Source organism: Paenibacillus qinlingensis (genome assembly GCF_031455095.1).
In the GTDB taxonomy this organism is placed as follows: Bacteria; Bacillota; Bacilli; order Paenibacillales; family NBRC-103111; genus Paenibacillus_E; species Paenibacillus_E qinlingensis_A.
Map to the genome: position 1 here is coordinate 37,113 of NZ_JAVDSB010000005.1, position 13,829 is coordinate 50,941.

General features: G+C 43.8%; 16 protein-coding genes. 12 read left to right on the forward strand and 4 right to left on the reverse strand.

Annotated elements, in window-relative coordinates:
• Positions 1-17: 17 nt before the first annotated feature.
• Genes J2736_RS15955 through J2736_RS15965 form a run of 3 tightly spaced genes read left to right on the forward strand, consistent with a single transcriptional unit; the run spans position 18 to position 3,500 of the window.
• A complete protein-coding gene (locus tag J2736_RS15955; protein WP_310499594.1) occupies positions 18-980 on the forward strand; it encodes an eCIS core domain-containing protein in 963 nt (320 codons plus the stop codon).
• 43 nt (positions 981-1,023) lie between these two features.
• Positions 1,024-2,964: a hypothetical protein gene (locus J2736_RS15960; RefSeq protein WP_310499595.1), complete on the forward strand. Its 1,941-nt coding sequence runs from the start codon at positions 1,024-1,026 to the stop codon at positions 2,962-2,964.
• Between the two features lie 14 nt (positions 2,965-2,978).
• A complete protein-coding gene (locus J2736_RS15965) occupies positions 2,979-3,500 on the forward strand; it encodes a YbjN domain-containing protein (RefSeq protein WP_310499596.1) in 522 nt (173 codons plus the stop codon).
• A 67-nt stretch (positions 3,501-3,567) separates the two neighbouring features.
• Here J2736_RS15965 and J2736_RS15970 read toward each other — a convergent pair whose 3' ends face one another.
• Positions 3,568-4,251, reverse strand: coding sequence for a hypothetical protein (locus J2736_RS15970; RefSeq protein WP_310499597.1), 684 nt, complete (start codon positions 4,249-4,251; stop codon positions 3,568-3,570).
• Between the two features lie 128 nt (positions 4,252-4,379).
• Here J2736_RS15970 and J2736_RS15975 point away from each other — a divergent pair, with 128 nt between their 5' ends.
• Positions 4,380-4,850: a GNAT family N-acetyltransferase gene (locus J2736_RS15975; RefSeq protein WP_310499598.1), complete on the forward strand. Its 471-nt coding sequence runs from the start codon at positions 4,380-4,382 to the stop codon at positions 4,848-4,850.
• Between the two features lie 189 nt (positions 4,851-5,039).
• Here J2736_RS15975 and J2736_RS15980 read toward each other — a convergent pair whose 3' ends face one another.
• Positions 5,040-5,348: a DUF1330 domain-containing protein gene (locus J2736_RS15980; RefSeq protein WP_310499599.1), complete on the reverse strand. Its 309-nt coding sequence runs from the start codon at positions 5,346-5,348 to the stop codon at positions 5,040-5,042.
• A 186-nt stretch (positions 5,349-5,534) separates the two neighbouring features.
• Positions 5,535-6,410, reverse strand: coding sequence for a LysR family transcriptional regulator (locus J2736_RS15985; RefSeq protein ID WP_310499600.1), 876 nt, complete (start codon positions 6,408-6,410; stop codon positions 5,535-5,537).
• Between the two features lie 404 nt (positions 6,411-6,814).
• On the opposite strand from J2736_RS15985, the gene J2736_RS15990 reads away from it, so the two are divergent.
• The 6 genes from J2736_RS15990 to J2736_RS16015 all read left to right on the forward strand — a co-directional run bounded on the left by J2736_RS15990 (position 6,815) and on the right by J2736_RS16015 (position 10,892).
• Entirely contained in the window at positions 6,815-7,996 is a 1,182-nt protein-coding gene (locus J2736_RS15990) for an MFS transporter (protein ID WP_310499601.1), read from the forward strand.
• Positions 7,997-8,096: 100 nt separating this feature from the next.
• Positions 8,097-8,888, forward strand: a complete 792-nt coding sequence (locus tag J2736_RS15995; RefSeq protein WP_310499602.1) for an SDR family oxidoreductase — start codon at positions 8,097-8,099, stop codon at positions 8,886-8,888.
• A gap of 35 nt (positions 8,889-8,923) precedes the next feature.
• A complete protein-coding gene (locus J2736_RS16000) occupies positions 8,924-9,265 on the forward strand; it encodes a nuclear transport factor 2 family protein (protein WP_310499603.1) in 342 nt (113 codons plus the stop codon).
• A 496-nt stretch (positions 9,266-9,761) separates the two neighbouring features.
• Entirely contained in the window at positions 9,762-10,271 is a 510-nt protein-coding gene (locus tag J2736_RS16005) for a hypothetical protein (protein WP_310499604.1), read from the forward strand.
• A 145-nt stretch (positions 10,272-10,416) separates the two neighbouring features.
• On the forward strand, positions 10,417-10,677 hold the full coding sequence (locus J2736_RS16010) for a hypothetical protein (RefSeq protein WP_310499605.1): 261 nt from the start codon (positions 10,417-10,419) through the stop codon (positions 10,675-10,677).
• A complete protein-coding gene (locus J2736_RS16015; RefSeq protein ID WP_310499606.1) occupies positions 10,674-10,892 on the forward strand; it encodes a hypothetical protein in 219 nt (72 codons plus the stop codon). Before J2736_RS16010 ends, J2736_RS16015 begins: the two co-directional genes overlap by 4 nt.
• A gap of 92 nt (positions 10,893-10,984) precedes the next feature.
• Here J2736_RS16015 and J2736_RS16020 read toward each other — a convergent pair whose 3' ends face one another.
• Positions 10,985-11,869, reverse strand: coding sequence for a pentapeptide repeat-containing protein (locus J2736_RS16020; RefSeq protein WP_310499607.1), 885 nt, complete (start codon positions 11,867-11,869; stop codon positions 10,985-10,987).
• Between the two features lie 129 nt (positions 11,870-11,998).
• Here J2736_RS16020 and J2736_RS16025 point away from each other — a divergent pair, with 129 nt between their 5' ends.
• Complete coding sequence (locus tag J2736_RS16025) at positions 11,999-12,424, forward strand: GTP pyrophosphokinase (protein WP_310499608.1); 426 nt, start codon at positions 11,999-12,001, stop codon at positions 12,422-12,424.
• A 113-nt stretch (positions 12,425-12,537) separates the two neighbouring features.
• The gene (locus J2736_RS16030; RefSeq protein ID WP_310499609.1) at positions 12,538-13,758 is read left to right on the forward strand and encodes an ATP-binding protein; all 1,221 of its coding nucleotides are present in this window, start codon (positions 12,538-12,540) and stop codon (positions 13,756-13,758) included.
• The last annotated feature ends 71 nt before the right edge of the window (positions 13,759-13,829 follow it).

The window sequence follows — 13,829 nt, forward strand, 5'->3', positions numbered from 1 at the left end:
GCTAGGAGGGTTATGCCATGCAAAAATCCCATATTAACCGGCAACCAGATTCTTCTTTGCATACGAATCAAAAAAACAATAAAACAAATTCTTCCGTATCTTCCGATCTGATGAATATTCAACGATCTATCGGCAATCGCGCCGTTGGCAATATGTTGACGATTCAAACGAAAATGACAGTTGGTCCAGCTGGGGATGCGTATGAGCAAGAAGCTGATCAGATGGGCAAACAAGCGGCTGACCATATTGCTGCGTCAGATAGTAGTGGAGCCTCGAAGCCAGATGTTCAACGCTCAGAAGGCGGCGAGTCGGAGGATGAAGAGCTGCAGATGAAGCCATCATCGGAGTCGATTCAGCGCTCAGAGGGCGGCGAATCGGAGGATGAGGAGCTGCAGATGAAGCCATCATCGGAGTCGATTCAACGCTCAGAAGGCGGCGAATCGGAAGATGAAGAGCTGCAGATGAAGCCATCATCGGAGTCGATTCAGCGCTCAGAGGGCGGCGAGTCGGAGGATGAGGAGCTGCAGATGAAGCCATCATCGGAGTCGATTCAGCGCTCAGAAGGCGGCGAGTCGGAAGATGAGGAGCTGCAGATGAAGCCATCATCGGAGTCGATTCAGCGCTCAGAGGGCGGCGAGTCGGAGGATGAAGAACTGCAGATGAAGCCATCATCGGAAGGTGGTTTTGAAGCGGATGCAGGGATTGAATCGCAGATTAAAGCGAAGCAAGGCAGCGGCAGTAAAATGGATGCAAGTATTCAAGCGAAGATGGAATCGGCCTTTAAGGCAGATTTTAGCAACGTAAATATACATAATGATTCAGAGTCATCCAAGATTAATCGATCTATAGGGGCAGAGGCTTTTGCTACTGGAAATGATGTTTTTTTCCGTGAAGGTCGATACAACCCAGACACACGTGAGGGGCAAGAATTGTTAGGTCACGAATTAACTCATGTTGTTCAACAACGAGGCGGCAAGTAGCACGAACAAGAATGATTATATGCAGTAAAGGAGTTAATCCGGGATGCCTCAAGGAAAGCAAGGTCAAACCAAACCAGCAAGCCCCTCACATCAGCATGGACAGCACATGCAAGCGGCTAACTCAAATGCGAGTCCCTCCCAAATGTCACCTATGGGGACAAACATGTTTATGCAGATGCAGCGCACGGTTGGTAATCGTGCTACACAAGTGTACGCGAATCAGATTATTCAGCGTAATCCTGCGCCGCAACCACAAGTACCAGTGCCCGTCGTGGCACCAACAGTTGCCTTCCATCGCCGCAGGTCAGGTACTGCGGCACCTCCAGTGCCTATAGTGCAAACGCCAGCGCCTACTAATGTAGTAGCACCGCAAGGGACGTCAACAGCACAAACGCCAGCGCCAACTACGGTGGTTGCACCACAGTCTACGTCTACCACCCAGACACCAGCTCCGACAACGACGAGCACAACGCAAACACCGGCGCCAACACAAACAGGGACTGTACAGACACCAGCTCCAACCGTGCAAACGCCAACGATACCTTCCGCTTCTACTTTGCATCCGACAGGTGACGATACCAAGGATAATGCAGACATGACATCTGGGGTCGGCGGAACGTTCTCTGACAGCTTTGGTAAACGTGCCGATGATTTGAAAGAATCGTACGACAAGACGAAGGATGCTGGAACGGCGCAACAGTCAGCTACGATGGGTGCAGTAGCATCAACCGCAGATCTTGTGAGTGGGCCTTTCCAAATCATGAGCGCAATTCGAGAGACGCTCGCTGTTTCAGGAGATACGAACCGAACCGGTCATAACAAACGTTGGCAGTACGCAGGTACAGGAACGTCAATGATCGAATCGACCGGTAAAATGGTCAGCGGCGGAACGGGTCTAGTGGATAAGGCTGCCAAATCAACAGGGCATACCAAAGGGATTGGCAATTCTTCCTCTGCCAGCGATTATACGGGCACAGTAGCGGAAGCGATCTCCGCAGTCAAAAATACGATTATGGCCGTTAAAGGCATTTATGATATGTACAGCAAGGCCTCCGAAAATGGCGGGCTCGATAAGGGCGAGAAAGCAAGAGGGACGCTCGAGATTATTAGTAATGCGATCCAAGCTGCGCAATCTGGTATCAAAGTGGCGAAGGGTATTATGGAGATCATGGAGACGAGTACGGCCAGTTTGACAGCTGTTATTCCAGGCGTCAGTATTGCCGTAAGCGGTGTGAAAATTGCTATCAAAACGGTTGATGTGATCAAAGCTGGTTTGAACCGCAGCGCCATGACTACAATGAAACGTGATTTCAAAGGCAAAGCAGAGTATGCCGATATTCTGAAAGAAAAACGTTGGTACACGCGAAATGCTGGTGTGGACAAAGCGAAGCTGGCTGCTAAAAAGGTGCAGTTAAATGCTGACATTGCGTCAGGTGATCCAGCTAAAGTGGCAGCAGCCAACCAACAACTTGATGAAATCGCTCAATACGAATTAGCGAAAGAAATGAAAAATATTAACGTGAAGCGAACAGATCGTGGAGCTATTCAAATTGGGCTTGAGCTTACGAAGATTGCCGCCGATATTGCGACACTCACTGGGGTAGGTGCTCAAGTAGGTACGCCGCTGAAAATCGTTGCCTCAGGTATTGGTGCAGCTATGCCAATTGCCAGAACATTGAAGCAAGCTGGGCGTGATCGCGCATCGAAAGCAGGCGCATGGGGAATTACTAAGGCAGTCTTCAACGCGGATAAATCAACCGAGAAGAAGCTGGAGAAACGTGCGCATGATACAGATCTTATCTTTGATATGTTTGCGAAGCTCCCAACGTACGACGAAACGGATGCTGCTATAGTTACTCGATATAATCAAGTAAATAGCTTTGTAGAAGCGGCTGGCATCAGTCTTTATACGTTAGAAAAGTTCAAAGGTGATCCAACTGAGTTGAAAAAAGCCATTGTTGAAGCAATGGGCAAGAGAGAATAGGAGATTGAACACATATGTTAACTGAGCTTGCACATGCTCGCCATTTGGCGCAATTAGGGCAATTGAAAGAGGTTTTGGATGAAGCAGAGCTCGCTACGAACTTATTAGAGAAATCCGAAGCGATTCCGCTTCATGTGCTTATGGCAGGATTTCAAGAGGATAAGAAAGGACGGGATCGCTTCCTTCACTTTAGTTTCTTACCATTGAATGATGAGGAAATAGTTGCGATTCAACTGTTGCAGATCTACAGTACACTGCCGTTTCATCTTCAAGCAGGTGCTCGTGAAGAGGTAGCCTCGCTCTTACTAGAAATCAATACGCGCTTACCAATCGGTCACTTTGGCGTGAATGAGGAAGGCGAAATCCACTATCGTTATGTGTATAGCCTATCAGCTTCTCGTACGTTTGAAAGTGATGAAGTACTAGAGATTCTTACTTTATTTGTGTACATGTGTGATATGTTTGCAGAGCATATTGAGCAAGTTGCCACGGGTGAAGCGAAAGCTGAGGAAGTTATCACGGCTTTGAGATCTTAGAATAAAAGAACGACCTCCAGCCCTATTAAGGTTGGAGGTCGTATTCATTTCCTCGGAAATATTCGACTTATTTCACCTTGTTTTGCAACAGCTCAACGAATTGCTTGCCGACATCTCCCATTTGACCGCCTGCAGGGCGATTGCCGCCACCGAAGCCGCCATTCTGTCCACCGCCAGCGCCATTATTTGGTTTTGGGCTGCCAGATGGCTGACCACTCGCTGTAGGCGAAGCGGAAGCATCGGGTGACTGTGCTTTGCCAGCGTCACCGGAGCCGCCATTCCGGTTAGGGCGTTGCCCATTTTGCCCAGCATTGCCTTGACCGTTTGGTCCGCCGTTGCCGCCATTACCGCGATTACCCATGCGTGATTCTGCATCTGTCAGGAAAGCCTTCTGAGCATCTGTCAGATTAGCTAGAAGCTTGGTTTTATTATCATCACTAAGCTCTTTCTTCGCGATGATATCCTCAGCGACTGGCAGCATAGCTTGCGCTTGCTCCTTTGTGATGGTCAACCCATCTGCTTTATCCAGCATCATCAGCGTTTGAAACGTACTGAAAAGCTGTCGCTGTGCAGGGTCCATCGCAGGACGATTTTGTTGGTTATTCTGTTGGCCATTACCAGCTGCCTTTTCTGTTTGCTGCCCGGATTGGGCGGTGCTAGCAGCTGCAGTTGGTTTGTCAGATTGATTCCCGCATCCAGCTAGAAGAATGGGGATTAGAATGCATATGCCTGCTAATTTTTTCATATTCATACGTGTATGTATCACTCCTATTTTTGTATTCCACGATGTTATTGTACGATGGTATTATGAAAGAATAGCGAATAAAAGCTGAAAGTCAGCTTAAAATTAGTGGATGAAATGATAGGAGGAGGCGCCAAATGGAGTACAGAACGATTGATGTGGAGAAGGATAGAGAAACAATCATCGCTTTTCGGAAAGACTCCTATGTGGTGAGCTTCGGGAGTGAAGAAGGCTTTGGGGATGAAGATGAGTATGTGAGAAGGATTGCCGATCGCGCTAGGCGCTTTCCAGAGGGGCTCGTGTTGATTGAAGATGAAGATCGGCCAGTTGGCCAATTGGAGCTTCAAATTGTGTTTTATGAGGGCAGTTACATTGGTTATGCTAACTTGTTCTACCTGATTCCATCCTACAGAGGGAAGGGATACGGGCGACAACTAATTGCTTACGCCGAAGGCTTCTTTGAGAAATATGCGGTAAAATCGTATCATTTGCGCGTGGCTCCAACGAATGCACGTGCGCTGCACTTATACGAAAACTGCGGTTTTCGCCTTTTAGAAAAGGAAGAAGATCAACCCCATCCTGTCTGGCGAATGGTGAAGGATCTCTAAGCACAATTTGAATCAATATATTGCCTAAAATCATTTGATTTTAGGTAATTTTGTTGCCGCCATTACGAATGAAATGAAACCGACATCTTCTTTGCTTTTAAATAAAAAACAAAGGAGTCGGTTTCTGTTGGTTTCTGTTATATTGACCTTAATATTTGTAGCATTGCTGTAGCTACACACCATCGATACTTACTCAGCAGACCCTACTTTCGCAAGACCCTCAACGATAATACCGCGATAAGTACCCCCTTTCAAGCGATGCTTAACAGCATCTTGGTAAGCAGGGCTATAGTACCAAGACTTCGCTTCCTCGATATCTGGAAATTCCAACATAGCTGCTCCCTCTACTTCCGGTCCTTCAATGACTTCATGCATGCCGTACATGACTAGTGGTTTCAATAAATGACCTTGAAGAGCTGACGGCGCTTTAGATGCGTAGACGTTTAATTCTTCTATATTAGTTGTCTTTTCTCTGATAAAAATGACGTAAGCTGGCACTGGAACATCAAATCCTTTCCATAATGAAGATTAAAAGGCCCCAAAATAACTTAATTGGAGACATTCGTTTTCCTCAACCAACTATACACACAGGAATCCGTATTGTATAATTTATAATTTTTATGATTTTGATTAATAAAAGTAATGAATTAGCGCCGCAAGGCTTGTTTGAGCCAAAGAAATGAATTAAGTATACTTTTCTTTTATATAGCTAACGAATTTTTGAGCAGCCGGCGATAGGAATCTGTTTTTTTTGTAGTGTAGACCAACTTCCCAAACCCAGCCTTTATCCTCAATCTTGATCCATCTTAAGCCTTTCAGTTCCAATCCAGCTGTTTTTGGTAATACAGATAGCCCTAATCCTGCCGAAACGAAGCCTGCCACAGTTGGTAGATCTTCAGCATCGTAAGTGGAGACTAAAGTGAAATTCATGTGATGAACACGGGCCAAGAGTGAATCCTTTAGGGAACAGTTTTTCTTTAAACCTACAAACGGCTCACCGGTTATCTCTTTTAGGCTAATGGATTCTCTATCAGCAAGCGGGTGCTGGGATGAGACGATAAGATACAGCGGCAGCGAGAGAATCGACAACCAGTCATACGAATCGTCAACAGGTCTTTCAGAGGTTATCATCAAATCCGAATCACCGGTCTCAATCTGACCGAGAATTAAGCCTTTGTCTCCTTGCGTCAACATAAAGGATATTTTGGGATTGGCTTGTTGATATTCACGAATGAGATGTGGGATGAAATCAACGCCTAGAATATTTAAATACGAAAGATGTATGACGCCTGAATCAGGGTTTGCGTATTCTTCAATTTCCTGTTTTCCACGCTCAACTTCTTTTAATATGGCCTCCACACGCTTCGCAAACATAGTTCCATATCGATTAATCTGTAGATTTCTGCCCTTGCGTTCAAATAAAGGTACACCAAGCTCAGCTTCTAGCTTGGATATTGAATGACTTAGAGCGGGTTGTGTAACTGATAAGGATTCTGCCGCTTTTGTTAAATGCTCCATTCGAGCAACTTCCAAGAAATATTCTAATTGTGTAAGTTCCATAAATTCCTCCTAAACTTATTCTCGATCTACTTTTAGTTAACATCATACATACCGTATTTGATTGAAGCAATAGAAGACATGATAGTGCAATACAAGTAAAGACGCAATTGGTGCGTCCTTTTTCTATTATCTAAATCGTCAAATACATGAAAATATTTAATGTAAAAGATAGATATCATGCATTAGACTGATTGAATGTATATTGTTATGATAATTCAGGTGTTGCGGACAAGCGTGTTCACATCATAGACAAGTCAACTTGGAAAGGACGATTATTCATGCAATTCTATCTAGTTTATCGTTTGTTAGCCCATTAGCGATACAAGTGTGTTCCTTGCTACCAATCAATAAGAATTTGTGCAGATGCTATGAACTTACACTTTATATATAAAAGGAGTATAAACATGTCAAACTCATTGAAAATTTTACTTCTAGCGATCGTTACCTTTTTCGTTGGAACATCTGAATATGTCATTGCTGGCTTCCTAGATATCATTGCTAAGGATACAGGAATATCTGTTGCTTCTGCGGGTCAGCTGATTTCTATCTTTTCACTCAGTTATGCAATCGGCACACCGATTCTCGTAGCATTAACAGCTAGAATGGATAGAAGAACGCTATTTATTGCGTCACTTGTTACATTTGTAATCGGTAATGCGATGGTTAATTTCTTGCCAGGATACTTACCTTTGCTCTTATCAAGAGTAGTGCTTGCACTCAGCGCGGGTATTTTCCTGACTGTAGCCATTACAATGGCTACAAAATTAGCCAAGCCTGAAAAGATCGGAAGTGCTATTTCTACAGTGGTAATGGGCTTTAGTACATCCTTTGTGATCGGGATTCCGCTTGGAAGACTGGTTGCCGCGAATATGAACTGGAAATTAAACTTTGCTGCACTGGGCATTCTTGGTTTTGTTGCTATTTTCATTTTGATGGCTGCTATTCCACGTACGGAGGGTGAAACACCTATACCGTTAGTTAAACAACTTGCATTCCTTAAAAATCCAAAAATATTGATGGCACTCGTTGTGATTTTCTTCTGGATTTTAGGTTACTCGATTGCTTTTACTTACATCACACCATTTCTCCTTAATGTGGCCAATATGAGCACAAGCACGATCAGTATCGCTTTATTCATATTTGGTTTAGCAAGTATGATTGGAGCCAAAATTGGTGGATCTGCTACGGATAAATGGGGTGTAAGAAAAACATTGCTTTCTGGACTTATTCTACACGCCATTTCTCTTGCTCTTCTTGCCCTGAGCGCCCACTCCATTGTGGCTGTACTCTTCGTCCTTGTTCTCTGGTCCTTGTCACTCTGGTCTTCTGGCCCAACCCAGCAGGTTAACCTTGTGAGTCAGGCTCCGGAAGCATCCAGTATTATGATCAGTTTGTATTCTTCCACTCATCAGCTATCCATGGCAATTGGCGTGGGTCTTGGCGGTCTTGTGCTTAAGAACATGCCAATAAGCTCAGTTGTATGGTTTGGTGCACTTGGCGTAACTATTGCTGCTATCCTTGCAATCCGCGCGATTCGCCCAGTCGTCAAAGTAGCAAACATGTTACCTATTCATGAAAATAAATAATTAAATCAATTATTATTATCAATTAGAATTATCGTTATTGCAGGGGTATGCTAATACTTGTGATCGAAAATAATTAATTTATATAAAGGAGATACAACAAATGAATTTTTCATCTTACGAACATGAGTTTCAAGGTAAACGGGCATTAATAACGGGAGGAACAAAAGGGATGGGCTATGCGATTGTAAAGCGTTTGGCCCAAGCTGGAGCCACAGTGCTTACAACAGCTCGTACAATTCCGACGGATTACGACATTCCAGGTGTTCACTTTATTCAAGCTGATATCACGAAGCCTGAAGGCACGGCGCTTCTTGTTGAGGCTGTGAAAGAAAAGTTAGGCGGTATCGACATTCTTATCAATACAGTCGGAGGTGCTTCAACGCCTCCTGGCGGTGCATTGGCCCTTACGGAGGATGATTGGTTAGAAACTTTGAACATGAATCTACTTGGATCTGTCCGATTGGACAGAAGTTTACTACCTATGATGGTAGAGCAAGGAAAAGGTGTTATCATCCATGTAAGCTCAATCCAGAGAAGGTTGCCACTGTATGAAACTACCTTAGCATACGCAGCATCCAAAGCAGCATTAACCAATTACAGCAAAGGTTTGTCTAAGGAGTTTTCTCCAAAGGGGATTCGAATCAACACGATTGCGCCAGGTTTCATTCAGACGGAAGCGGCAGATCGTATGATCGACCGTATCGCGACAGTTGCTGGTAGTCGTGAAGCCGCCTTAAAGGAGCTTATGGACTCGCTTGGAGGTATTCCAATTGGTCGTCCGGGACTACCAGAAGAAGTAGCGGAACTTGCAGCATTTTTGGCATCCGAACGCTCAGCTTCCATTACGGGAAGCGAGTACGTTATTGACGGCGGTACGATCCCGACAGTTTAAGTATTTCTGTTCCTATACAAAAGGAGGCGTTAGTTATGATTCAATTGCCAGATTCCGTAAAAACATATTTCGATGCATCCAATATGGAACATTTAGATTCATTTCTTGCTGCATTCAATGACGATGCCTACGTCTTTGACTTTAATCGGGATTTTAAGGGGATAGAAGCCATTCGAAATTGGAGTAAAACGGATATCTTTGGTGTTCATGTTCGCTTCGAAATAACGGATGCCACGGAACAGGATGGCGTGTACGCCGTTATCGCGTCGCTTGACGGAGATTTTGATAAAACTAATTTACCCAGTCCACTTTATTTAAAACATACTTTTAAGTTGGCTGGCGGTAAAATTAAGGAGTTACAAGTATCCTTGCCTTAAAATAAGAATTAGCAAAAGGAAAAGGTATGGGAACATACTCACTTTAGGATTCAATAACCAACTTCATGCTAAAGATGCTACAACAAGCTGGTTGGAAATGAGAGTAGTTCAACATGAGTTATTACGCTAAGGAAAGAACGATAGTTGAACATTCAGGGAGCAGATCGCCGCGGCCGGCAGCTGCTCCCTTTTTCTTTGAACTGATGATAAGTCGCAGTCTAATGTAGTCAACTTGATTCAAACGCAGCGAGCGGCTCCAGGTCCTGCGACACGTCAATAAAATGGGAGCTTAAGTCGTGCAACAATTGCCGGGAGGCACAAAAAACATCATTTAAAAAATGAATAATGTTCAAATTGTAGAGAAACCCATGTCTTTTACGCAGACATGGGTTTCTTTTCTGTCGCTCCCCTCAAACTGGAATTTAAGTTATAATTGGAAGAAAATGATTGTTTGTATAGTGGATGCGAATAATCATAAGTAAAGGTGGGGCAATTAATGAAAGGAATTATCTTATATATAATAAGCTTCTTTATTGGCAGTTTCCTTGTGCTGCGTTTATTTAGTCCCTGGGCGAAGACTTATTGGAAAAAGGAATTCATTATTGCCCTCATACAAGCAGTGGTTTTCACAGTCATCCTAGTCTCCATATCTCATCATAACAATAACAACACCAATAAATTTCCTTTAATCATCAATCTATTTGCAAAAAATACTACGGAATTAAATAGTGAACCAGGTATCATTCGCACTGGTATAGCAAGTGATCTTAATAAGAACTTAATAAAAGTGGGTATAGGTGCTGACCACACAAAAATAACAGACTATCGTCTAAAACAAGTCGTTGAATCTTATTTAAGTAATGCGGCGGCATTAACCAATGAACATGATTGGAAGAAATTATTGCTACCTTACACATTGATAATAGAAGACATCGGTGATACCAATAACGGTAGAATATTAGCTCAAAAAGAGTCTGGAAAGACAGATTTATTATGGTCAGAATAAATAAAAACGGTTAACCGATAGGGCAAAAACAAGAGACAGATCGCAGCTACTGGCATCTATCCCTTGTTTCATACGAATAGGCAGGATAGTTGAAACAACTTGTAGAATTTGAAAATTATTGAAAACGCTAGGGAGGGCTGTCGAAGTGATCGAAATTATTGAAAAGCAGCGGTTTTCTGTAATTGGTAAATTGGGGGAAGGACTTTCATCTGAAAGTTCGAATTGGATACCAACTCTATGGAAAGAAGCAAACACTAATTTCACAGAAATCAGTGCTCTCGCAAAAAAAGATTCCGATGGAAAAATTGTTGGCATTTGGGGAGCTATGAGTGATGCTAGCGGTAATTTTGAAAGGTGGAAAGATGGAGGCAAATATTTAGCGGATGCGAAGTTTCTGACGATGTGATACCTCCAGAGGGTTGGTGGAAGTGGACTCTCCCTGCATTTAAATATATTGTGTCAAAGTGCACGCAAGAGACATATCAAGATACCTTGAAAAACATTCTTTCGGATTACTTGCCCACAAACAATTATCAAATCGTCGGAGCAATTCAAGAGTTTTATGATCCAAATGACAATAGCGGGGAATTGTACTTATGCTTCCCGATAGAAAAAATTTAAAAATGCCGTTTCCTTGCCCTCGTGGCAAGAAGATGCTTCAAGCCTTAAAACAAGCCGCTAAAACGCGACATAAGTGCGCATAGCGGCTTATTTCATTTTGACATCTCGTTAGATGACCAGTGTGCAGGGCGTCTTAAATGCGCAGGCAGCTTCGTGTGGGTATCGCCTTTGGCAGCATTCACTTGAAACTGCGTAAGAAATAGACTGTCACTCAGATCAGCACCTCGAAGGTCAGTATCTCTAAAATCAGCACCGATGAGATCTGCTTTTCGTAGATCTGCCCCACGAAGATCTGCTGCAATTAAATAAGCCCCTCGCAAGTTGTTTGCTTGAAGATCTGCGCCTTTCAGTTTAGCTCCAATCAGATCGGCACCTCTACCATAGGATTTACGGCGCCCCTTGGTGACGGGCAGTTGTTGGAGAGCCTTTTCGCGCACGCTTTCACTTGTTTGAAGAAGCCGAATATTCACAGCAGCTCGATGTGCGGCAACATCCAGCTTAGCCAGAAGTTCTGGACTTAATCTTGTGAGACGCTCGGTTTCAGCAAGCAAGTTTACCAGCTCACGATGAAGTTCTTCCGTTGTGTGCACGTGTAGAGCTTCCGTCAAATACCACATCAGCTCCTGAAGCTGTTGCATCAGAGGAAACACCTCAAACATTTGCTTCGCGCTCTCAGGCGCATTCCGCCAATCTTGTCCGCCAAAGGTGATTTGAGATACTTTCTGGCCAGCACCGAAGCAATCATAAACCGTACAACCACGAAAGCCGATCTGCCGAAGCTGGGTATGCACACCGCAACGAAAGTCGGACTGCAGGTTCGTGCAAGGTTGTCCGGCATCTTTTTGATTAGCAAAATCTGTTGAAGCGGCAAAAGGCAGGGCAACACAACATAGGCCAAAGCAGCGCTCGCAGTCTCCTTGCAGATGTAATCGGTCACCAGCGATATTCAGGTCTGCAGTTTGTTCGTTCTCTATCATTCATCACGATCTCCTTGTCACATACTCATTTGTATATTATACAACGCAGAAGCCATATGCAAAATCGAAGAGTTATGTTATAACTGGTGAAAAAGCTACTTATACGAACTGTGTGAGAGGGAGACATCCATGAGCACATTAACGAAAGCCATTTTAATAGCAGCTAAAGCGCATGATGGTCAGGTAGACAAAGGGGGCAACCCTTACATTTTACACCCTATTCGGTTAGCCAGCAGAGCGAAAACGACCGAGCAATCCATTGTTGCCGTTTTACATGATGTTGTGGAGGATTCGAGTATTACGCTATTTGATTTGAAAAAAGAGGGCTTTAGTCTATCGATTCTGGAAGCGCTAGATTGCCTTACGAGAAGGCCGGATGAGTCCTATGAAGGATTTATTAAGAGAATTAAAGTTAATCCATTAGCGTCCTTTGTGAAGCTTCTGGACTTAGAAGATAATTGTGATCTGAGTCGCATTGAACATCCTACTCGTCAAGACTATGAAAGAATCGATAAGTACAAAAAAGCGATAGCTGAATTAAGATATGGAAGCTGACACCCTGGGTGTCAGTTTTTTTTGTCGAAAAAGACTTATGGTGAGCGGACATCAATCGACATACGAAATGAGCTTTTTGCAATATGATAAATGTATGTATACAAGCTGACTATATGAAGAAAGGGTTGATCGCCATGAACAACATAAAAATATCCTCAAAAGGTATCGAAAAAGCGCTTCGTAAGTTTGATTATTTGCAAGCTATTGCCGAATATATTTGGAATGGTTTCGACGCTGAGGCTACGGCGGTAGACATAACCCTTCATAAAAACATACTAGACGGCGTAGATCAAATCACCATTGCAGACAATGGCTACGGTATTAAGCTGAAGGATTTAGAAGGAAAGTTTACGCCTTTCTATGAATCCGAGAAGAGTGTGGACCCTGACAAACGAGGGAGAACGACTTCAGCCATGCATGGGAAAAATGGCATAGGCCGCTTAACGTTTCACCATTTTGCTTCCGAGGCGATCTGGCAAACAACCTATGAGGATGGGCTATTGCTCAAAAATACATACAGCATTAGCATTCATGCGAAGCAGTTGGATGCTTATCATGTGACGAAGCCTGATGTAACCGATAAGGATAGAGGGACGACCGTCACATTTAACCATATTATCAAAGAGTTCGTCGTTGAGGATTTTCTAGCATTTTTGAGTAGAGAATTCGGATGGTTCTTAGAATTGCACGCGGATAAGCCCTACACGATTCGAATTGATGGGGTACCGTTAGATTACGCAAGCCTGATTGCGGAAAAGGAAAGCTTCACATCTGTGCATCCCATGTCGCAGACGAAATTTCGCATCACGTATATTCGTTGGGAAGATCGGATGAATCATGAATATTCGAAGCTTTATTTTATCGACTCGAAACAGAAAGAGCAGCATAAACAACCGACAACGTTTAACAATAAAGGCGATGCCTTCTACCACAGTGTATATATTCAGAGTAAGCTGTTTGATCAGTTTGATTTTAGCTGCGAAGATCTGAGTGGACAGCAGTCGTTCACCTTCGGAGCAAGCCGAAAAAGCGATGCTTTTCAATTCCTGCTAGATGAGCTGGGTACGTTCATTAGTGAGAAAAGGCAGCCTTATCTGAGAAAATTATCCGATGCTGTCATCAAGGAATTTACGGAAGCTAAGGCGTTTCCAGCGTTTACCGGTGATCCGGAAGCGGCGGACCGCAGGGATGAACTAGAAGCTGCGATACGTGAGATGTGCCATGCGGAGCCCAAGGTATTTGCTAGATTAAATCCTGAACAAAAGAAAGTGCTCGCACACTTGATCCATTTGGTAGGGTCAGAGGAAAGGCAACGGTTGATGGCAGCACTATAAGCGGTATCGATAGCGTCGTGTAAGCAGCTGCGTCCTCAGTAGGCGTGGCTTTTTCAATTGGGAAAGACAGG